The following is a 20,777-nucleotide window of genomic DNA, read 5'->3' as shown; positions in this document are numbered from 1 at the left end:
CACCAACGGATTATGAGTCCGCTGCTCTAACCAGGCATGAGCTAGAGGCCCCCGACGGCGGCGGGCGCGGATGGCCGGCCGCCGGGAAAGCGGGAATTATCGCATAAGACGTCTTGGTGGCGGCATGGGGGTGGTGGTAACCTGCCTGCATCGCCGCCCGGCCGTGCGCGCCTTGCACAGGACGTGGCATCAGCAGAACCACAGAACAGGGCCGCCCCATGCATCCGATCCTCTCCCGTACTCTGCTGGCTGGTCTGATGCTGGGTTGGGCCGCGTCGGTCTCTGCCGCTCAGGTCACGCGTTTTACCCCTCAGGGGGCCATGGCCCGGATCGTGCAGGCGCAGGTGGATTTCGACGCGCCGGCGATTGCACTGGGCGACGATCTGGCGGCAGACCCTTATCGGATCCGTTGCGATTCGGACGCGGTCAAGGGATCAGGGCGCTGGGTGGATCCGCAGCATTGGGTCTATTCCTTTGATCGGCCCTTGGCGGGCGCCGTGTCGTGCCAGGCGGACCCCAATCCCGATTTCCGGGATCTGCAGGGGCAGCGGCTGGACGGCGGCAAAACCTATGCCTTTACCACGGGCGGGCCGCGGGCACAGGTGTCCTATCCCTGGGATCATGGGATCGTGGAAGACCAGATCTTCGTGCTGCGCTTCAATACCGCGACCGATCCGCAGTCGATTCTGGCGCATGCGCATTGCGAGATCCAGGGATTGGGGGAATCGGTGCCGGTGCGCCTGATCGGCGGCGATCATCGCGACCAGATCCTGCAGTCTATCGGCTGGGACCAGGGCGATCCCCGGCGCTTGGCGGATGCCCGCTTGCTGCAGTGCAAGCGCCTGCTGCCGTCTTCGGCCCAGGTGCGTCTGGTGGTCGGGCCGGGGGTGAAATCCCCGGATCTGTCAGGCCAACCGGGCGTGGTCAGCCGGACCGTGTTGACACAGGATTTCAAGGTGCGGGGGCCTTTCCGGGCCTCGATGAACTGCACCCGCAGCAATGCCCAGGCGCCGTGTTCACCGCTGTTTCCGATCGGCCTGACGTTTTCCAGTCCGGTGCCGCGCGCCTTGGCCAATCAGGTCCGGCTGGAAACCCCGAACGGGCCGCGGCAGATACAAGCGGTCGATGACGAGGCCGCGCCGGATTCGGTATCCAGCCTGACGTTTGGCGCGCCGTTCGCAGAACAATCCACATTGCGCTTGGTGCTGCCCAAGGACCTGCGCGACGACATGGGGCGCACGCTGGTCAACGCGTCGCGCTTTCCCCTGGACGTGCCGATCGATGCGCTGCCGCCGCTGGTGAAATTCGCTTCCGGGCCGTTCGGGATCATCGAGCGTTTTGCCGATGGCGCGCCGGCGCAGGATAGGCCGGCGTTGGCGCCGTTGGCGCTGCGGCGGGTCGGGCCGCAGTTGCGGACCCGGGAGATGCTGATTTCCGCCGGACGGGTGGACGATCACGTCACGACCGACGATGTGCAGGCGCTGCAATGGATGGCGAAGGTCCAGCGTCTGCAGGCGGGGCAATTGACGGCAGGCCAGTTCGCCGATGTGCTGGCCTCGCGCGCGATGCGGGATTCGAAACAGGACGAAGCCCTGATCGATGTGCGGTCGCGGTCCGTGTTCGGTACGCAGGATGCCGCCCGCACGCTGACGCTGCCGGGGTTGCAGGATGCCCAAGGCAAGGATATCGAGATGATCGGGGTGCCGGTGGCGGCGCCCGGCCTGCATGTGCTGGAAGCCGCATCCCCTAAATTGGGGGCGGCGCTGCTGGCAGACAAGGACAAGCCGGGCGACACCATGTATGTGCGTTCGGCGGTGCTGGTCACCAACTTGGCGGTGCACATCAAGACGGGCCGCGATGATGCCTTGGTCTGGGTGACGACGCTGGACGGCGGGCAGCCGGTGGCAGATGCCCAGGTCGCGATACTCAGCTGCGATGGCACGCGCATCCGCCAGGGACAGACCGATGCACAGGGGGTGTGGCATTCGCTGGGGGCAGTGCCTGCAGACGCCTATTGCGAGGGGACGGAGCAATCGGGGATATTCGTGACGGCGCGGGTCGCTGCCGATCACCCGGCAGCGCATGGTCAGGCGGATTTCTCCTTTGCCTGGTCCAGTTGGGACCAGGGGATCGAGCCTTGGCGCTTTGATGTACCCACCAGCCAATCGCCGACGCCGGACCAGGTGGCTCATGCCGTGCTGGACCGATCTTTGCTGCGAGCGGGCGAAACGGTATCCATGAAGCTGTTTCTGCGCGATCTGACGCGTGACGGAGTGCGCAATCCGCCGACCGACTGCCTGACAGCGGGCAAGCCCGATTGCCTGCCCAAGACAGTAGATATTGTGCACGAAGGCTCTGGCGATAGCGTCGGCCTGCCGGTCGCGTGGCAGTTGAGCCCCGGCGGCGGTCTGTATGCTTTGCTGGACTATGCCATCCCCCGCACAGCAAAATTGGGGCAGTATGCGATCCAGATGACGCCGCCTGCTAGTGATACTCAGGACGATGGCTGGACGCCGACGATCTTTGCCGGCGGTTTCCGGGTCGAGGCCTTCAAGCTGCCTTTGTTGACGGGGTCGCTGAAGATCACGGCGGATGCAGCATCGGACGGCGCAGCGCCGGCGACGGCAGGCCCTCTGATTGCGCCAGCCCTTGTTCAGGCGGATCTGCAGCTGGCCTGGCAGTCGGGCGGACCGGCGCGGGATCTGGAGGCAAGCTTGTCGGCGGTGGCGCAGCCTTTGACCCCGGGCTTCAGTGATTATGCAGATTTCAGTTTCGGGGTGCCGGACAGCCTGCAGGATCAGCCGGATCAGGTGGCGCCCGATGGCTTGCGCCGCCTGATTCTGGACAAACGTCCTCTGCGCCTGGATGCGCAGGGCGGGGCGCGGGTCGATCTGCGGGATCTGCCTGCTGTGCATGCTCCCCAGTCCTGGCTGTTCGAGGCCTCGTTCGCCGACCCCAATGGGGAAATCCAGACTTTGTCGCAGACGGCGCAGGTGTGGCCGGCAGCCGTGACGGTGGGGCTGCAGACCGGTCGCTGGATGTCGCGCAATGACACGTCGACCGTCAAACTGCTGGCGGTGGACGCTCAGGGCCGGCCTCAGGCGGGCGTGGCGGTGCAATTGGATGGCCGGGTGCGGACCACCTATTCCACGCGTAAGCGCCTGGTGGGCGGGTTCTATGCCTACGACACGCATGCACAGGTCGACTCACTGGGCACCTTGTGCCAGGGAAGAACGGACGCCAAGGGGCTGCTGGCATGTCCCGTCAGCCTGGATCGGGATGGGGAAATCCAATTGTTCGCTCAGGCCCGGGACGCCCAGAACCGTGTGTCCCGTGCGGCGACGTCGATCTGGGTGTGGGGCGGTGAAAATTGGTTCTCCGGCGGGGATGACGACCGGATCGACGTGATTCCGTCCCAGACCAGTTATCGTCCAGGCGAAACCGCCGAATTCACCGTACGCATGCCGTTTCGTCAGGCGCAGGCCTTGGTGGCGGTGGAACGCGAAGGTGTCCTGGAAACCCATGTCGTGTCCCTGGAGGGCGATCAGCCTGTGGTGCGCCTGCCGGTCAAAGCCGAGTGGGGGCCGAACGTCTATGTTTCCGTCTTGGCGGTGCGCGGCCGTATCCGCCATGTGCCTTGGGCATCCTTCTTTGACTGGGGCTGGCGCCATCCGGTGGACTGGATGCGCGCCCGGGCTGCTCAGGTCGATGACGCCCCGGCGCCGACAGGGCTGGTCGATCTGGCCAAGCCGTCCTTCCGTTTCGGGCTGGCGCAGATCCGCGTCAGCAGCGATGAAGACCGCCTGAAAGTGCAGGTCAAGGCCGATCATGAGACCTATCAGGTGCGGGACAAGGCGCAGGTGGATATCCAGGCCTTCCTGCCCGATGGCAAACCGGCTGCGGGCGCCGGGGTGGCGTTTGCCGCCGTGGATGCGGCCTTGCTGGAATTGATGGACAACCGCAGCTGGGACTTGCTGGATGCCATGCGGGTCGAGCGCGACGAGGGCGTGCGCACGGCCACCAGTCAGGGACAGGTAGTGGGGCGGCGGCATTATGGCCGCAAGGCCGTGCCGCCGGGCGGCGGCGGGGGCTTTGGGGCGACGCGCGAACTGTTCGACACCCTGCTGTTGTGGCGTGGCGACCTGACGCTGGACGATCAGGGGCGGGCGCGAATCGAAGTGCCGCTGAATGATTCGCTGACGCGCTTCCGGTTGGTGGCAGTGGTCGATCAGGGGCAGGGGCGCTTTGGCACGGGTTCGACCGATATCATCAGCACCCAGGATCTGCAGGTGGTTTCGGGCCTGCCCCAGGTGGTGCGTGAAGGCGACCACTATCAGGCCCGCGTCACCGTGCGCAATCGCACCCAGGCGGCGCTGCCCTTGAGCGTGTCGGCGCAGGTGCAGGCGTCGGGCGGCGCCGGGCAGTCTTTGCCGGTGCAGACCCTGGATCTGGCGGGCGGCGCATCCGTCACGCTGGAGTGGCCGGTGGATGCGCCCTTGTTGGGGAACCAGCAGGACAGTGAAACCTTGCAGTGGACCTTTGCGGCTCAGACACGACCCGGCGCCCAGCAGGCGGCAGATCGGATCGTGGTGCGCCAGACGCTGCAAGCCGCCGTGCCGGTGAGCGTGCGGCAGGCGACGCTGTTGCAGATTCGCCAGGGAGTGCCGCAGCGCTTGCCGGTCGATGCCTCGGCCCAGGCGCAGCGGGATGCGCAAGGGACGCCGCGCGGCGGTGTCACGGTCCGGCTGCAGTCCAGTTTGGCGGGAACCCTGCCGGGTGTGCAGGATTGGCTGGCAGCGTATCCCTATACCTGCATGGAACAGCTCAGCTCCAAAGCCGTCGGCATGCAGGACGCGGCCGCCTGGCAGGCGCTGATGCAGCGGCTGCCGGACTATCAGGACGATGCCGGACTGCTGGCGTATTTCCCCGGCGGGCGCGGCAGCGTGATTCTGACTGCCCAGCTGGTCGAGGTCTCGGCGCGCGCGCAGGCGGCCGGCGAGGCGTACGCGCTGCCTGCCCAGGCGCGCGAGCGCATGTTGTCCGCCCTGCAGGATTTTGTCCTGGGCCGGCTGGACGAGTCCGCCTGGGCGCCGGTGCAGGATCTGTTCTGGCGCAAATTGATCGCCATCGATGCCCTGGCCTTGGCAGGGGCCTGGCAGCCGGGCATGCTGGATTCCTTTGCCCTGGACGTCAGCGATTGGCCGACGCCCGCCGTGGTGACCTGGCTGTCCATCTTGCAGCATGTGCCTGAACTGCCGGATCGTGCGGCGCTGCTGGCGCAGACCGATGCGGTATTGCGGGCGCGGCTCAGCCGTCACGGGACGTCGCTGGTGCTGTCGGATGCAACGGCGGATCAGGGCTGGTGGTTGATGAGCAATGTTGCGACAGCCCAGGCGCGCTTGCTGATGACGGTCTTGCCGCGTCCGGAGTGGCGCCCGGACCTGTCGCGCCTGCTGACGGGGCTGCTGTCCTTCCAAAGCCACGGGGCCTGGTCGACGACGACGGCCAACGTGTTGGGCATGCTGGCAGTCAATGACTATGCGCGGCAGGTGGAAACTCAAGCCGGGCAGGGGGCCGTGTCAGTGGCGCTGCCGCCGGGGCAGGCACAGACACTGGTCTGGGCCGAGATGCCCTTGGCGGATGGCATTCATCGCCAGACGCTGGATCTGCCCTGGCCGCCGTCCCGGCAGGGGACGGTGGATCTGGCGCAGCAGGGAGCAGGCAGCGGCTGGGCGACGGTGACGGCGCGAGCCGCTGTGCCGCAGACACGCCCCGTGGATGCAGGCATGCGCGTGGAACGCAATATCACGCCGGTGTCCCGCGCCCGGCCGGACCGATGGTCGGTGGGCGACATCTACCGGGTCAGTTTGCGCATCCATAGCCGCGAGCCGGTCGTCTGGTCGGTGATCAGCGACCCGGTGCCGGCCGGGGCGTCGATTCTGGGCGGCAGCCTGGGGCGGGATTCGGCGATTGCCGTCCAGGATGAATCCGAAGGTCAGCCGTTCTGGGACCGGCCGACCTTCATCGAACGTGATGCGGGCATGTACCGGGCGTATTTTGAGGTCCTGACCGCAGGCGTCCAGGATCTGGAATACACGGTGCGTCTGAACACGCCGGGGGATTATCAGCTGCCCCCGACGCGGATCGAGGCGCTGTACCAGCCCGATGTGTTCGGCAGCCTGCCCAACGAGCCGTTCCGGGTGGCGGCGGATTGATGCTTGGGCGCCGCCTGGGGGTCTGGCTGCTGGCGGCGGCCTTGTGGCCGCTGTCGGCATCGGCATCGGCGGCGGCGGATGTCGCGGTGTCTGCTGCCGCCTTGCCGGATTACGAGGCGGTGCGTCAGGCCTGGCGTGCGTCGGACATCCGGGTGCTGGCGGCCGATGGCCGGGAGATCCAGCGCGTCCGGACGGACTTTTCCGCCCGGCGCGGGGATTGGGCGCCGCTGCAGGATATTTCAGCCGCCTTGCAGCGGGCGGTGGTGCAGTCTGAAGATCATCGTTTTTATGCGCATGGGGGAGTCGACTGGCTGGCCAGCGCGTCGGCGGCCTGGACGGCGGCGTGGGGCGATGGCCGGCGCGGGGCCTCGACCCTGAGCATGCAGTTGGCGGCCATGCTGGATGCGGATCTGCGGCGCGGACCGGCTGGCCGAGGGGTGTGGCAGAAACTGGATCAGATGCAGGCGGCCCGCCAGTTGGAGTCGCGCTGGTCCAAGGCGCAGATCCTGGAGGCCTATCTGAATCTGGCCGATTACCGGGGTGAACTGCGCGGCGTGGATGCCTTGTCGCGGGTGATGTTCCAAAAGCAGGCATCGGGGCTGACCTTGCGCGAATCGGCCCTGGCCGCTGTCTTGCTGCGCGGGCCCAATGCATCGGTGGCTGTCCTGACCCAGCGCAGCTGCGCCTTGCTGCAGGACCTGGGGCGCCCGGAGGGCTGCGAGGGCCTGCGGGATTTCATCGGCCTGTCGCTGTCGCGGGCGCATGCCTCCCGCTTCGAGGCGCCGGGTCTGGCGCCGCATTGGGCGCACCAGCTGATCCGGGACGGGCAGGTATCGGCGGACGGTACGGTCCGATCCACGCTGGATGCGGACCTGCAAGCCTTGGCCGTGCGTTCGGTGCGCCGCCATTTGATGGATCTGCAGGGGACGGGGGTGACGGATGCCGCCGTGGTGGTGCTGGATAACCGTTCGGGGGCGGTGCGGGCCTATGTGGGTTCGTCCGGAAGTTTGTCCGAGGCCGCCGAGGTGGATCATGCCCAGGCGCTGCGCCAGGCCGGGTCGACCCTGAAGCCTTTTTTATATGCCCTGGCGCTGGACGAGCAGCGTCTGACGGCGGCGTCCCTGCTGGATGACCGGCCTTTGGACCTGGATGGCGGCAGCGGCTTGTACATCCCCGACAACTATGATCACCGTTTCAGCGGCTGGGTCAGCGCGCGCACGGCGCTGGCCTCGTCCCTGAACATTCCCGCGGTGCGTGTCTTGCTGCTGATGGGCACGGATGTGCTGGCGCAGCGCCTGACGGCGCTGGGATTGCCCTTGACGCGGGACGGGGACTACTACGGTTACAGCCTGGCGCTGGGATCCGCCGACGTAACGCTGCTGTCCCTGACCAATGCTTACCGGGCGCTGGCACGAGGCGGGGATTACGCACCGGTCCGCATGGCGGCGGCGCGCCCGGATGCGCCGGATCAGGCGGGATCGCCGGTGTTTTCTTCTGGCGCAGCCTGGATCGTCGGCGATATCCTGGCGGACCGTCAGGCGCGCGCGCGGACGTTCGGGCTGGACAGCCCTTTATCCACCCAGTCCTGGACGGCGGTCAAGACCGGTACCAGCCGTGACATGCGCGATAACTGGACCGTGGGCTGGTCGGCGGATGACACCGTGGGCGTCTGGGTGGGCAATAGCGCGGGCGCCAGCATGCGGCAGGTGTCCGGCGTCAGCGGAGCGGGGCCGATCTGGCATGATCTGATGGAGTGGCTGACGCGGCGGCGCGCTGCCTTGCACAAGGATCACGCCAGTCCGTCAGCGCCGCCCCGTGTTGTTGCCGGCTCGCTGGGGCGTGTCGCCGGCTTACCGGCGGGGCAGCCGGCCCGACCCGATGAGGTGGTGCCGGCGCCAGTCCGCTTTGCAGCAGGCCTGGAACCGGCGCGTGTTGAATATTTTCTGGGCGATACCACCCAGGCGGTATTCGCCCCGCCGGGTCAGGGCGCCACGCCTGGCCGCCCCCGGATTGCGGCGCCGGTCGATGGCACCGTGATCGCACTGGACCCGGATATTCCCTGGAAGCGTCAGCGCCTGCCCCTGCGGGCGGTGGACGCATTGTCTCGCCCGGTGACCGATGTCCGCTGGTTTTTGAACGGTCAGCCTTACGGGGCGGGAGGCGCACCGGATTGGGCGCCGCAGCCGGGGCGGCATGTGTTTCAACTGAGAGATGCCCAGGGCAGTGTGCTGGATCAGGCGCAGGTGACCGTGCGTGCCGGCTCCTGGGCAGCGCCGGATCGCTAAGGACGATGGCGCTGCTTGGGTCAGACGGGCCGCTAAAGTATGTCATCATCGGGGGGATGAGAGAGCAAGTGCAAAAGGGCCGGACCATGAACCATCCAAAAAGCCGAGGCGATGGACTGCGACGCTGCTTGCGGGCGGGGGCGGGGGTGTTGCTGGCGTCCGCCTTGGCCGCCTGTCAGGCTGTGCCGGGCGCCGGGGCTGGGGTGCCGTCAGGTCAGACGATGGCCGAGGCATCCAGTGCGACGGCGACGGCGATGGTGCGTTCCGATCCTGTCCGGGCTGTGGCCCCCAATCGCGAGGCGGTTGATCTGCGTGTATTTCTGGCGGATACCCGTTCGCACCCCGGCTGGACGCCGGTGCCGCTGAAACCGTCAGGCCTGTTGTATGTGCGCACGGATGCCATCATTGATCGCAGCGATCTGATGGGCATCCAGTCCGCGACGGATCAGGCCGGTGGAGGGGTATTGATGCTGATCCTGAAGGACGAGGGTTTGAAAAAGGTCCGTGCTGCCACGGCGGCCCACCCTGGCTTGCGCCTGGCGCTGGTGGTGGGGCAGATCATGTTGGCGGCCCCGGCCTATGCCGCCCCGGTCCAGGAGCAGCAGTTGGCCTTTGGCGTGGGGTCTGCACATAATGCGGATATTGCCGCCCGTTCCGTGGCCGGCGTCCCCTAAAGGTGCTTGCATTTCTGTGGTGACTTAGGCGAAAATCTACGCATTGCGTATATCGGAGCCCATCATGGCCGTTTCCCAGCAAGTTTTCCTGCGCGATGCCATGCGTCGCCTGAATCTGACCCGCGACGTGTTCGCCGCCCGCATCGGTGTCAAGCGCCGCGCCCTGGACACCTGGCTGTTGCCAGAGGGCTCCCAGGAAGCGCGCAATATGCCGGAAGTCGTGTCGCGGTTCGTCACGGAAATCGTCGAAAACAGCGCCTTGATGGAAAAGTATGCGCAAAGCGCACAATCCGGGCCGCTGCGGGATCGCATTGCAGCAGATAGCAAGCACCAGCTGCTGTCCGTCGATCAGTTCACACGGGAATCGGTCGAGGAACTGTTCCGCGTCGCCGATCTGATGCAGCCCATCGCGCGGCGGCAAAAGGTCTCGCGGGTACTGGAAGGCGCGGTGCTGGGCAATCTGTTCTTCGAGGCCAGCACGCGCACCCGGGTCAGTTTCGGGGCGGCCTTCTGCCGTCTGGGCGGCTCGGTCTGCGATACCACCGGCTTTACCTTTTCGTCCATGGCCAAGGGTGAATCGATCTATGACACCAGCCGCGTGATGAGCGGCTATGTGGATGCCATGGTGATCCGCCACCCGGAAAAAGGTTCGGTGGCGGAATTCGCCGCTGCGACCAACATCCCGGTGGTCAACGGCGGCGACGGGGCGGGGGAACACCCCAGCCAGGCGCTGCTGGATCTGTACACCATCCTGACGGAGTTTTCCCGCCTGGGCAAACTGCTGGATGGGGCGCATATCGTCATGGCGGGCGACTTGAAATACGGCCGCACGGTGCATTCGCTGATCAAGCTGCTGGCCCTGTACCGGGGGATGAAATTCACCCTGGTATCGCCGCCGGGGCTGGAGATGCCCGACTACCTACTGGAAAAGGCCGGCAAGAACGGCCATGTGATCGAGCAGACCCATGATCTGGCGGCCGGCCTGAAAGGGGCGGACGTCATCTACGCCACCCGGGTGCAGAAAGAACGCTTTGCCGGCGAGAACCTGGAAGGCTACACGGCTGATTTCCAGGTGAACCGCGCTCTGGTGGACGCCTGCTGCGGGCCGGATGTGATTGTCATGCACCCGCTGCCGCGCGACAGCCGCGAAGGTGCGCACGACCTCAGCACCGATCTGAATCACGATTCACGCCTGGCGATTTTCCGTCAGGCGGATAATGGCATCCCGGTGCGGATGGCGATTTTCGCCGTGCTGCTGGGGGTGGAAGGCCTGGTGCAGCACTCGTTGCGCGATGTCACCTGGACGCCGCCGTCCCATATCGGTCCGGACGACAGCGTGTTCCACGGCATGTATTAAGAGGTCTTGCGCTCCCCGCCCAGCGCAGCCACCAGATCGTCCAGCATGCGCGCCAGTTCGCCCGTCATCAGGGCGAAGTCGGCTTCGAACTGCTCGGCTTCGTTGGCGGCCTGGGCGTCCTGGTGTTCTTTCAACACATCCAGGGGCGCCACGCGCTTGATGTCCAGATTGTCGGTCAGCACGAACGATACCCGGTCGTTCCAGGTCATGGCCAGGCGCGTGCATTGCTTGCCGGCCTGGATGTGGCGGCGGACTTCGTCGGCGTCCACGGTCTGGCGCACGTAGCGCACCGTGGCGCGGGATTCGCCGGTGGACCGCAATTCCGTGTCCTGGTCGATGGTGAATCCGGCCGGGGCTTCGTCTTCCGTCAGCCACAGCGTCATGGCGGCGGCCGGTGACATTTCCACGTGCAGGGGCACGATGGGAAAGGGCGTCAGCGTTTTCGCCAGCAGGCTCAGGACTTCGTCGCTGCGGGCGGTAGCGGCGGCGTCAATGGCCATCCACTGATTGACGGTGTCGATCCAGACGTGGGTGTCGTGAGCGATGACGAAGGCGCGCGGCAGCAGCTCCATCGTCATCTGTTCCTTGATTTCCTTCATCTGCTTGCGACCGGGCTTGTAGCCTTGCTGCTCCTCGATTTGCAGGGCGCGGGCGCGGCTGGCCTGGTTGACCACGGTCGTCGGCAGCAGTTTCTTTTCGGTCTGCAGGCGCAGCAGGATCTGGCCATGCTGGGCGTAGGCCAGGCCGCTGTCATCCCGGGGCGGCAGCCAGCCCGACACCTGGCTGTCCTGGCTGCTGCCCGGCTGAAAGGCCAGGGGTTCCAGGGCGGCTTCCAGATCGGCGGCGGTCAGCTGGGTATTGGGGGCGAGGCGATAGAGCTTGAGATTCTTGAACCACATGGTCGTGTGCGGATAGGCCGGCAGGCGGCAGTGAAAAGAGGGCTTTGATTGTACGCGATGCGGTGCATGCCACCGCCGGCGGCTGTGTCGCGCCGCCCGGTTGGCGGCGGGAGGCCGGGCCACTGGGCGCCGGCGGAGCAGGAGCGAAAAAAATGGCCCGGTATCGATACCGGGCCATGAGGGGCAGCCGTCCAGGCACAAAAAGGCTCGCGGGGGGTGCAAGGACGGCGGCGCATCAAGTGTGTGCGGGTCCGGGATGCAAGGGGGAACAAGATACCGGAGCCCAGCTTTGATGCACATCAAGATTCTACCGGATGGCCCCTGACGGTACTCTGAATCAGAGGGCATCCAGATCGTTGTGCCGGGTCTCGCGAATGAACAGCGTGCCGACGATCAGCGTCATGGCGCAAATGACGATGGGATACCACAGGCCGTCGTACATATTGCCGGTGGTGGCGACGGTGGCAAAGGCCACGGGCGGCACGAATCCGCCGAACCAGCCGTTGCCGATATGGTAGGGCACGCTCATGGACGTATAGCGGATGCGGGTGGGGAACATTTCCACCAGCATGGCCGCAATCGGCCCGTAGACCATCGTGACCTGCAGCACCAGAAAGAACAGCAGCAACAGCACCATCGCGTAATTCATCTGCGAGGGATCGGCATGATGGGGGTAGCCGTGGTCGCGGACCGCCTGGCGCAGCGTGTCCTGCAGGGCGGCGCTGCGCTGGGCGAATTCGGCGCGTGGCAGGATGGTGCCCTCGAAGGAATCGATACGCTGGTCGCCGATCAGGGCATAGGCCACGGTATTGGCCGGTGCGTCCTGATTGACGTAGTGCACCGAATGGCTGGCCATGAAGGCCTTCAGCAGGTCGCAGGAACTGGTGAACGAGGCGGTGCCGATGGGGTTGAATTGCAGCGAACAGTTATCGGGGTCGGCCACCACGTAGACGGGGGCGCTTTTCTGTGCCCGTTCCAGCGCTGGATTGGCGTAATGGGTCAGGCCTTTGAAGACCGGAAAATAACTGAGGCAAGCAATCAGGCAGCCCGCCATGATGATGGGCTTGCGCCCGATCCGGTCCGATAGCGCGCCGAACACCAGAAAGAAGGGGCAGGCCAGCAGCAATGCCAGGGCCACCAGGATGTTGGCGATATTGGCATCGACTCGCAGGGTTTCCGTCAGGAAATACAGGGCGTAGAACTGGCTGGTGTACCAGACGACCGCCTGGCCCGCCGTCAAGCCGAACAGGGCCAGCAGGATCAGGCGCAGATTGCGCCAACGGCCAAAGGCTTCCTTGATGGGGGCGCGAGAAATCAGGCCTTCGGATTTCATGCGGGTGAAGGCCGGGGATTCGTGCAACCGCAGCCGGATCCAGACGGAAATGACCAGCAGCAGCACGGAAATCAGGAAGGGCACGCGCCAGCCCCAGGCTTCGAAGGCTTCCTGCCCCAGGGTGGCGCGGGTGCCCAGCACCACGACCAGGGACAGGAACATGCCGGTCGTGGCCGTGGTCTGGATCCAGCTGGTGAAAAACCCCCGGCGGTGATTGGGCGCGTGCTCGGCGACATACACGGCGGCGCCGCCGTATTCACCCCCCAGGGCCAGACCTTGCAGCAGGCGCAGGAGCAGCAGGATCATGGGGGCGGCCGTGCCGATGGACGCCGACGAGGGCAGCACGCCGACCAGGAACGTCGACAGGCCCATGATCAGGATCGAGACGACGAAGGCGTATTTGCGTCCCACCATGTCGCCCAGCCGGCCAAAGACCAGGGCGCCGAAGGGGCGCACGGCGAAACCCGCGGCAAAGGTCAAGAGCGCGAAAATGAAGCCGGCGGTGGAATTGACGCCCGAAAAGAAGTGCTGGGCGATGATGGCCGCCAGCGAACCGTATACGTAGAAGTCATACCATTCGAAGACGGTGCCCATGGACGAGGCCAGAATCACCCGGCGTTCCTCGTGCGTCATGGGGCGCCGGTCATCGTCCATGGGGTCGGACGTCAGGGGGGAAGTTCGATTCACGTGCGGGTCCTGGGAACGTGATCGCGCGGAAAGGACACCCTCAGCCGGGTGCCGGCGCTGACCGGGTCGTAGTGATTGCCGGGCGGCAGAAAGGCGATGCTGGCCTGGTGGTGTTCAGCGACTTCGCGTACGATCGCCAGGCCCAGGCCGCTGCCTTCGGCCTCGTGGCCCAGAATCCGGTAGAAGCGGTCGAAGACCTGGGATTGCTCGTCCAGCGGGATGCCGGGGCCGGTGTCCTGGACTTCCAGGCAGGCCAGATCGCCGTCGGCGAGCACGCGCACCGTGACTTGGCCGCCCGCGGGGGTGTACAGCAGGGCATTGTCGATCAGGTTGTTCAGCAGCTCTCGGATCATGATGCCGTTGCCAAAGACGGGCAGATTCTCGTCCGAGGATTCAAAGCCCAGATCGATGCCCCGCTGCAGCGCGGTCTGCACCCATGCCCCGGTGCCTTCGGCGGCCAGGGTGTGCAGATTCAGCTGTTCGGTGGTGCGGGACTGGTTGGGGTCCAGGGATTCGGCGCGCGCCAGCAGCAGCAGCTGATTGACCAGCCGGGTGGCGCGTTGGGACCCGGTGATCAGTTGCTGCAGGCTGTCGCGCATGCGGGCGGGTTCTTGTTCGCGCAAGGCGATTTCGCATTGTGTGCGGATGCCGGCCAGCGGGGTTTTCAGTTGGTGAGCGGCGTTGGCGACGAAGCGTCGTTGGGATTCGATGGACGCCGACAGGCGCTGCAGCACATTGTTCATGGCCGCGATCAGGGGCACGATTTCGGCAGGAGCCAGGTCGTCGCGGATGGGCGACAGGTCGCTGGGTTTACGCCGTCGCATGTGTTCCTGCAGCAGGCTCAGGGGCTCCAGGCCCTGTGTCAGACCCAGGCCTGCCAGCATGGCCGCCAGCGGCAGAATGATCAGCTGCGGCGTCAGCATCCCGGTCAGGATTTCCTGCTGCAAGGTGGCGCGGGCTTCGCCGGGTTCGGCCACGACCGTCAGGAAACCGGTGCCATCGCGGTCGCGTCCGCCCCACAGGTAAGCCAGGCGGATCGCCTGATGGTTCAGCGTGGCATTGCGGTAGCGGACCTGGTCGATGTCGTAGGTCCAGTTTTCCGGGGTGGGGATGTTGGGGTTGCCGGCCATCAGATGGCCATTGGCATCCAGGATCTGCCAGGTGGTGGGAGTGTCGTCGCCGCTGCCCGCGAGGATGGTGCGGGCGGATTCCGACAGCGTGATGCCCGTGGACAGGCGCTGCTGTTCGACTTCGTGACGCAGCAGGCGCAGATGGCTGGACAAGGTGCGATCGTAGGGCGAATTGGCGATGTTCAGGGAAATGAAATAGGTGATCACGATGCCAATGGACCACAGCACGAACAGCGGCACGATCATCCAGAGCAGGATGCGGCCCAACAGCGTGGCATGGCGCCGCCGCCGGCGGCGCCGGGCATAGGCTGGGCGTGAGTCCGCGAACATGGGCGGCGTCAGGTGGCGGCTGCCGTATCGGCCGTCTGGCTGCGGCTTTCCGGTTCCAGGCAGTAGCCCAGACCGCGCACGGTCAGGATGTGGATGTCGGCGGGTTCGATTTTCTTGCGCAGGCGGTGGATGTAGACCTCGATGGCGTTGGTGGTGACTTCTTCACCCCATTCGCACAACAGATCCACCAGCTGGTGTTTGCTGATCATGCGGCCGCTGCGTGACAGGAAAATTTCCAGCAGGCTGGTCTCGCGGGCGGAAAGTTCGATCGGTGCGTCGTCGATCGTGGCGATCCGGCCATTCAGGTCGAAGGCCAGGCGGCCGTGGCGCAGCATCGATGCGCGGCCGCCGCCGTGGCGGCGGATCAGGGCCCGGACACGGGCTTCGAGTTCGCTGAGCGCAAAAGGCTTGGACATATAGTCGTCCGCGCCCAGGTCCAGGCCTTCGACGCGCTGTTCGATGGAATCGGCGGCGGTCAGGATCAGCACGGGCAGGGGGGTGCCGCGTTGGCGCAGCTTGCGCAGCACGGACAGGCCGGTCATCCGGGGCAGGCCCAGATCCAGGATCAGCAGGTCGAAAGTCTGTAGCTGCAGGGCGGAATCCGCGCTGGAGCCATCATGGACGACGTCCACGGCATAGCCGTCGTAGCGCAGTGATCGGGATAGCCCGTCCGCGAGAATACTGTCGTCCTCGGCAATCAGGATACGCATGGCGGGAATGACATCCAGGGAAACAGGGGCGGGTGACGAGTCACCCTGATGTGGAGAATTGTCGCATGGGGCGCGGCGGGCCGTCATTTAGGGTTAACGATGGACTGCGGGAAGCGCACCGGCGGGCTGCGGCGGACAGGATGGGATTGAATTATCATATCTGGGTTTTTATACAGTATAATTAATGCCATAATTTCCCCCATGACATCTACCGCACCCAGTAAAAGGAAACCCCCCATGGACGAACGCACCGGCAAGGCCAACCCCGAACGCGCCAAGGCGCTGGCCGCCGCGCTGTCGCAGATCGAAAAGCAATTCGGCAAAGGCTCCATCATGCGCTACGGCGACAATCAGGTCGAACACGACATTCAGGTCGTCTCTACCGGATCGTTGGGGCTGGATATCGCCTTGGGCGTCGGTGGGCTGCCGCGTGGCCGGGTGGTTGAAATCTATGGTCCGGAATCGTCCGGCAAGACCACGCTCACCTTGCAGGTCATTGCCGAAATGCAGAAAATCGGCGGCACCTGCGCCTTCATCGATGCCGAACACGCACTCGACGTGCAATACGCATCGCGCCTGGGCATCAACCTCGAAGACCTGCTGATTTCCCAGCCTGACACCGGTGAACAAGCCCTGGAAATCACCGATGCGCTGGTGCGCTCCGGCTCGGTCGATCTGATCGTCATCGACTCCGTGGCTGCGCTGGTGCCAAAGGCTGAAATCGAAGGCGATATGGGCGATTCCCTGCCGGGCCTGCAGGCCCGCCTCATGAGCCAAGCCCTGCGCAAGCTCACCGCCAATATCAAACGCGCCAATTGCATGGTGATCTTCATCAATCAGATCCGCATGAAGATCGGCGTCATGTTCGGCAATCCCGAAACCACTACCGGCGGCAATGCCCTGAAATTCTATTCATCCGTGCGTCTGGATATCCGCCGCATCGGCTCCATCAAAAAGGGCGACGAGGTCGTCGGCAACGAAACCCGGGTCAAGGTCGTCAAAAACAAGGTCGCTCCCCCCTTCAAACAGGTGGAATTCGACATCATGTATGGCGCTGGCATTTCGCGCGAAGGCGAAATCATCGATCTGGGCGTGCAGGCCGGCATCGTCGACAAGGCAGGCGCCTGGTATAGCTACAACGGCGACCGTATCGGCCAGGGCAAGGACAACGTCCGCGATTACCTGAAAGAACGTCCTGCCTTGGCGTTCGAGATCGAAAACAAGGTGCGGGAACAGCTGGGGGTGGTGCTGCGGGCTGCGCCTGCCGGCGGCATGCCAGTCGCCGCCGCTCCTGCGGATGGCGAATAGTCCCTTCAGGCCCGGCCCCAGCCTGAAGGCCAGGGCGGTGGCCTATTTGTCCAGGCGGGAACATTCCCGCCTGGAATTGCAGCGCAAGCTGTCTGCTTATTGTGATGATCCAGCCGAAATCGAAGCCGTGCTGGATGATTTGCAGCGCACCCACTGGCAGTCCGACCAACGCTATGCCCAGGCCTATGTGCATCGCACGGCCGGCCGGCAGGGCGCGCAGCGCATTCTGGGCGCCCTGCGGCAGCAAGGGGTCGCGGACGGACAACTGGCCGATCTGCAGGACACCCTGCGCACCTCCGAACCCGAACGCGCCCGTGCCGTCTGGCAGCGTAAGTTTTCTGCACCGCCCGCCGATGCTCGCGACTATGCCCGGCAGTACCGCTTTTTAGCGGGGCGGGGATTCAGCAGCGATGTGATTCGGCGCCTGTTGTCCGACCGAGATACCGCATTCGACCCGGATGTGGACGGCTCCGGCGATTCGGCGACTGACGAATCTGCCTGACGGCATCATCCTGCCTGGCGGATGCCTGGCAGGGCCTCGAAACACGTCCGCCGCGCCTGTTCCAAAAACGCCTGCACATAGGCTGTATCGGTGTCTTCCGCCCGGACGCCCGCCTGCAGCGTGCGCCAGATGCCGTCGTCCAGCCGGCAGATGTGCAGGCCCGGCAGATCCTTATATTCATCCAACGCCCAGCTGGGCAGAGCGGCCACGCCGCGCCCGCTGGCGACCAGTTGCACGATCATGGGGGTCAGTTCCGCAGTACGGATGCCGGCGGGTTCCACCCCGGCCGGGTCCAGGAATACCGTAAACACATCCAGCCGGCTGCGATCCACCGGATAGGTAATCAGGATCTGGTCGCGCAGGTCTTCGGCTTCGACGCGGCGCGCCGCGCCCAGCGGCCCCTGGCTGGATACCGCCAGCACCAGTTCGTAGGCGAATAGCGGGGCGTAGTGCACGCCGTCCAGTGTTTCGGGGTCGGACGTGATCACGACATCCAGGTCGCCTCGGCTCAGCGCGGGCAGGGGAGCGAAAGAAAACGCCGCGCTCAAATCCAGAGAGACCTCCGGCCAGTCCTTGCGAAAGGCGTCCAGGGTGGGCATCAGCCATTGAAAGCAGGAATGGCAGTCGATGGCCACGTGCAGCCGGCCGGCGCGTCCGGCCGATAGGCGGCGCAATTCCAGTTCAGTCGCGCGGATGCGTGGCAGCACGTCTTCCGCCAAGGCGACCAGCCGCAGACCGGCAGTGGTCAAACGCGCCGGTCGGGTGCGCCGGTTCAGCAGCGGGGTTTTCAGGCGGACTTCCAGATCGCGTAGCTGATGCGACAGGGCGGATTGGGTCACATGCAGGCGTTCGGCGGCTTCCTGCAGGCTGCCGCCGTCGCGGATCGCCAGCAAGGTTTCCAGGTGTCTGACTTCTAGCATGAATTTCTCTCATGTTATGAGTGCAGGATTTGATTTTTTATTTGAATCCTTCCCGTGCACAATGTTGTTCATTGAATATTATTAATGTTATCAGGGATTCAGCATGACGATCATTCATAATCTTGGTTTCCCCCGCATCGGCGCGGCCCGGGAATTGAAGCGGGCTCAGGAAGCCTATTGGGCGGGCAAGGCGGATCAGGACAGTCTGCTGGCGACTGGGCGTGAATTGCGGGCTCGCCACTGGGCGGTGCAGACGCAGGCCGGACTGCAGTGGGCGCCAGTCGGGGATTTCGCCTGGTATGACCAGATTCTGGAATGGACCACGCTGCTGGGGGCGGTACCGGCCCGCTTTGGCCAGGATGAGGCTGCGCCGGTCGCATTGGATACGCTGTTTCGCATGGCGCGGGGCCGGGCGCCGTCGGGCACGCCGGCGGCGGCATGCGAGATGACCAAATGGTTCGACACCAACTATCACTACATCGTGCCGGAACTGCACCCCGGCCAGACCTATCGGATTGCCCGCGAGTCGTTGTTTGAGCAGGTGGCCGAGGCCCAGGCGCTGGGGCACCGCGCCCGTCCCGTGATCCCGGGACCGCTGACCTGGTTGTGGCTGGGCAAGGGCGATGCCTTCGTGCAGGGCGCATCCGACGAAGGCAAGCTGGCCTTGCTGGCGGCCTTGCTGCCCGTCTATGAGCAGGTGCTGCAACGTCTGGCGGCTCAGGGGGTAGAGTGGGTGCAAATCGACGAGCCGATTCTGGTGCTGGATTTGCCTGCTGCCTGGAAAAACGCGTTTGCAGCCGTTTATGCCCGCTTGGCCGCGCAGGGTCCCAAGGTGTTGCTGGCCACCTATTTTGGCGGCATCGGGGATAATTTGGATGTGGTGCGCGCGCTGCCGGTGCAGGGCCTGCATGTGGATCTGGTCCGGGCGCCGGCTCAGCTGGATGCGGTGCTGTCCGGTGTGCGGGATGATCAGGTGCTGTCCCTGGGCGTCATCGACGGGCGCAATGTCTGGCGGGCCGATCTGGATCGGATCCATGGCCAGATCAAAGCGGTTGCCGCGCAGTTGAAAGACCGCCTGTGGCTGGCGCCGTCGTGCTCCTTGCTGCACACGCCGATCGATCTGTCCCTGGAAACCGGCCTGGATGCCGAACTGCGCGGCTGGCTGTCCTTCGCCATCCAGAAACTGGATGAGCTGCATTTGTTGCAGGCCTTGGTCGACGGCAATGCCGGCGCGGCTGAACAGCAGGCGCTGGATGCCGCCCGCCAGGCCGTGCGCAACCGTGCCGCATCAGGCCGTATCCATCGGACGGATGTCGCCGCCCGCCTGGCGGATTCCGCCGCGCTTAGCCGTGAGCGCGCGCCGTTTGCCCAGCGCATCCGCAGTCAGCAGCAGCGCTTGGGGCTGCCGGCGTTTCCGACGACCACGATCGGGTCTTTTCCGCAGACCACGGATATCCGGGCGCTGCGCCGTGACTGGCGTTCGGGCGCTTTGGGGGATGCCGCCTACGAAAAGGCCATCCGTGCGGAAATCGAACGCGTGATCCGTTTTCAGGAAGACATCGGCCTGGATGTGCTGGTGCATGGCGAACCTGAACGCAACGATATGGTGGAATATTTTGGGGAATTGCTGGCCGGATTCGCCTTTACGGCCTACGGCTGGGTGCAGAGCTACGGTTCCCGCTGCGTCAAGCCGCCGCTGATTTTTGGCGACGTGGCCCGTCTGGCGCCCATGACGGTAGCCTGGTCTTCCTATGCGCAGTCCCTGACCGACAAACCGGTCAAGGGCATGTTGACTGGCCCCGTGACGATCCTGCAGTGGTCATTCGTGCGCGACGATCAGCCGCGTGAACAGACGTGCCGCCAGATCGCCCTGGCTTTGCGTGACGAAGTCCAGGACCTGGAACAGGCCGGCATCACCATCATCCAGATCGACGAGCCCGCCTTTCGCGAGGGCCTGCCGCTGCGCCATGGGGATTGGGCCGCCTATCTGGATTGGGCGGTGGACAGTTTCCGCTTGTCCACCAGCGGGGTGCGCGATGACACGCAGATCCACACGCATATGTGCTATTCGGAGTTCAATGACATCATCCAGGCGATCGCAGCCATGGATGCGGATGTGATCACCATCGAAACCTCGCGCTCGAATATGGAACTGCTGGGCGCATTCGAGGATTTCGCCTATCCGAACGATATCGGCCCGGGCGTGTATGACATCCATTCCCCCAATGTGCCCAAGGAAGACTGGATGGTGAACCTGATGCGCAAGGCGGCCCAGCGCCTGCCGGCCGAGCGGCTGTGGGTCAACCCAGATTGCGGCCTGAAGACCCGCGCCTGGCCGGAAACGCGGGCAGCCTTGGAATCCATGGTGCATGCGGCCAGGACCTTGCGCCAGGCCGCCTGATCGCAGCGCCCCCGGGCGGGGGTTCA

The 20,777-nt window shown here is 65.1% G+C and carries 12 protein-coding genes; 7 read left to right on the top strand and 5 right to left on the bottom strand.

Translation table 11 applies throughout. The features are described from left to right. The first annotated feature begins 218 nt into the window (after nucleotides 1-218). The 4 genes from VDP79_RS07485 (at nucleotide 219) to VDP79_RS07470 (ending at nucleotide 10,531) form a co-directional block, all read left to right on the top strand. Nucleotides 219-6,215, top strand: coding sequence for an alpha-2-macroglobulin family protein (locus VDP79_RS07485; RefSeq protein ID WP_323017580.1), 5,997 nt, complete (start codon nucleotides 219-221; stop codon nucleotides 6,213-6,215). Continuing rightward, on the top strand, nucleotides 6,215-8,500 hold the full coding sequence (gene pbpC / locus VDP79_RS07480; RefSeq protein WP_323017579.1) for a penicillin-binding protein 1C: 2,286 nt from the start codon (nucleotides 6,215-6,217) through the stop codon (nucleotides 8,498-8,500). The genes VDP79_RS07485 and pbpC overlap by 1 nt, the downstream gene beginning before the upstream one ends. Nucleotides 8,501-8,586: 86 nt before the next feature. Next, nucleotides 8,587-9,174 carry a hypothetical protein gene (locus tag VDP79_RS07475; RefSeq protein WP_323017578.1) on the top strand — a complete coding sequence of 196 codons (588 nt, stop codon included), beginning with the start codon at nucleotides 8,587-8,589 and terminating at the stop codon, nucleotides 9,172-9,174. Nucleotides 9,175-9,238: 64 nt separating this feature from the next. Further along, nucleotides 9,239-10,531, top strand: coding sequence for an aspartate carbamoyltransferase (locus VDP79_RS07470; protein WP_323017577.1), 1,293 nt, complete (start codon nucleotides 9,239-9,241; stop codon nucleotides 10,529-10,531). On the opposite strand, the gene VDP79_RS07465 is transcribed toward VDP79_RS07470, so the two are convergent. From VDP79_RS07465 to VDP79_RS07450, 4 genes are all read right to left on the bottom strand, one after another. Further along, nucleotides 10,528-11,430 (bottom strand): recombination-associated protein RdgC, encoded by a 903-nt coding sequence (locus VDP79_RS07465; protein WP_323017576.1) that lies wholly within the window; start codon nucleotides 11,428-11,430, stop codon nucleotides 10,528-10,530. The two genes, VDP79_RS07470 and VDP79_RS07465, sit on opposite strands and share 4 nt — an antisense overlap. 337 nt (nucleotides 11,431-11,767) lie before the next feature. After that, nucleotides 11,768-13,396, bottom strand: a complete 1,629-nt coding sequence (locus VDP79_RS07460) for an MFS transporter (protein WP_323017605.1) — start codon at nucleotides 13,394-13,396, stop codon at nucleotides 11,768-11,770. A gap of 50 nt (nucleotides 13,397-13,446) precedes the next feature. Then, nucleotides 13,447-14,910, bottom strand: coding sequence for a sensor histidine kinase (locus VDP79_RS07455; RefSeq protein ID WP_323017575.1), 1,464 nt, complete (start codon nucleotides 14,908-14,910; stop codon nucleotides 13,447-13,449). An 8-nt stretch (nucleotides 14,911-14,918) separates the two neighbouring features. Beyond that, on the bottom strand, nucleotides 14,919-15,620 hold the full coding sequence (locus VDP79_RS07450) for a response regulator transcription factor (protein ID WP_323017574.1): 702 nt from the start codon (nucleotides 15,618-15,620) through the stop codon (nucleotides 14,919-14,921). A 237-nt stretch (nucleotides 15,621-15,857) separates the two neighbouring features. Here VDP79_RS07450 and recA point away from each other — a divergent pair, with 237 nt between their 5' ends. Next, on the top strand, nucleotides 15,858-16,928 hold the full coding sequence (gene recA / locus VDP79_RS07445) for a recombinase RecA (RefSeq protein ID WP_323017573.1): 1,071 nt from the start codon (nucleotides 15,858-15,860) through the stop codon (nucleotides 16,926-16,928). Next, nucleotides 16,918-17,430, top strand: coding sequence for a recombination regulator RecX (gene recX, locus VDP79_RS07440; protein WP_323017572.1), 513 nt, complete (start codon nucleotides 16,918-16,920; stop codon nucleotides 17,428-17,430). Before recA ends, recX begins: the two co-directional genes overlap by 11 nt. A gap of 5 nt (nucleotides 17,431-17,435) precedes the next feature. Here the strand turns inward: recX and VDP79_RS07435 are convergent, their stop codons facing one another. Further along, a complete protein-coding gene (locus VDP79_RS07435; RefSeq protein ID WP_323017571.1) occupies nucleotides 17,436-18,350 on the bottom strand; it encodes a LysR family transcriptional regulator in 915 nt (304 codons plus the stop codon). Nucleotides 18,351-18,453: 103 nt separating this feature from the next. Here VDP79_RS07435 and metE point away from each other — a divergent pair, with 103 nt between their 5' ends. Beyond that, complete coding sequence (gene metE, locus VDP79_RS07430) at nucleotides 18,454-20,751, top strand: 5-methyltetrahydropteroyltriglutamate--homocysteine S-methyltransferase (RefSeq protein WP_323017570.1); 2,298 nt, start codon at nucleotides 18,454-18,456, stop codon at nucleotides 20,749-20,751. Nucleotides 20,752-20,777 lie beyond the last annotated feature (26 nt).

The sequence above is a fragment of the Castellaniella sp. genome (assembly GCF_034675905.1).
Lineage (GTDB): Bacteria > Pseudomonadota > Gammaproteobacteria > Burkholderiales > Burkholderiaceae_B > Castellaniella.
This window is presented reverse-complemented; position numbering and strand designations above follow the sequence as displayed.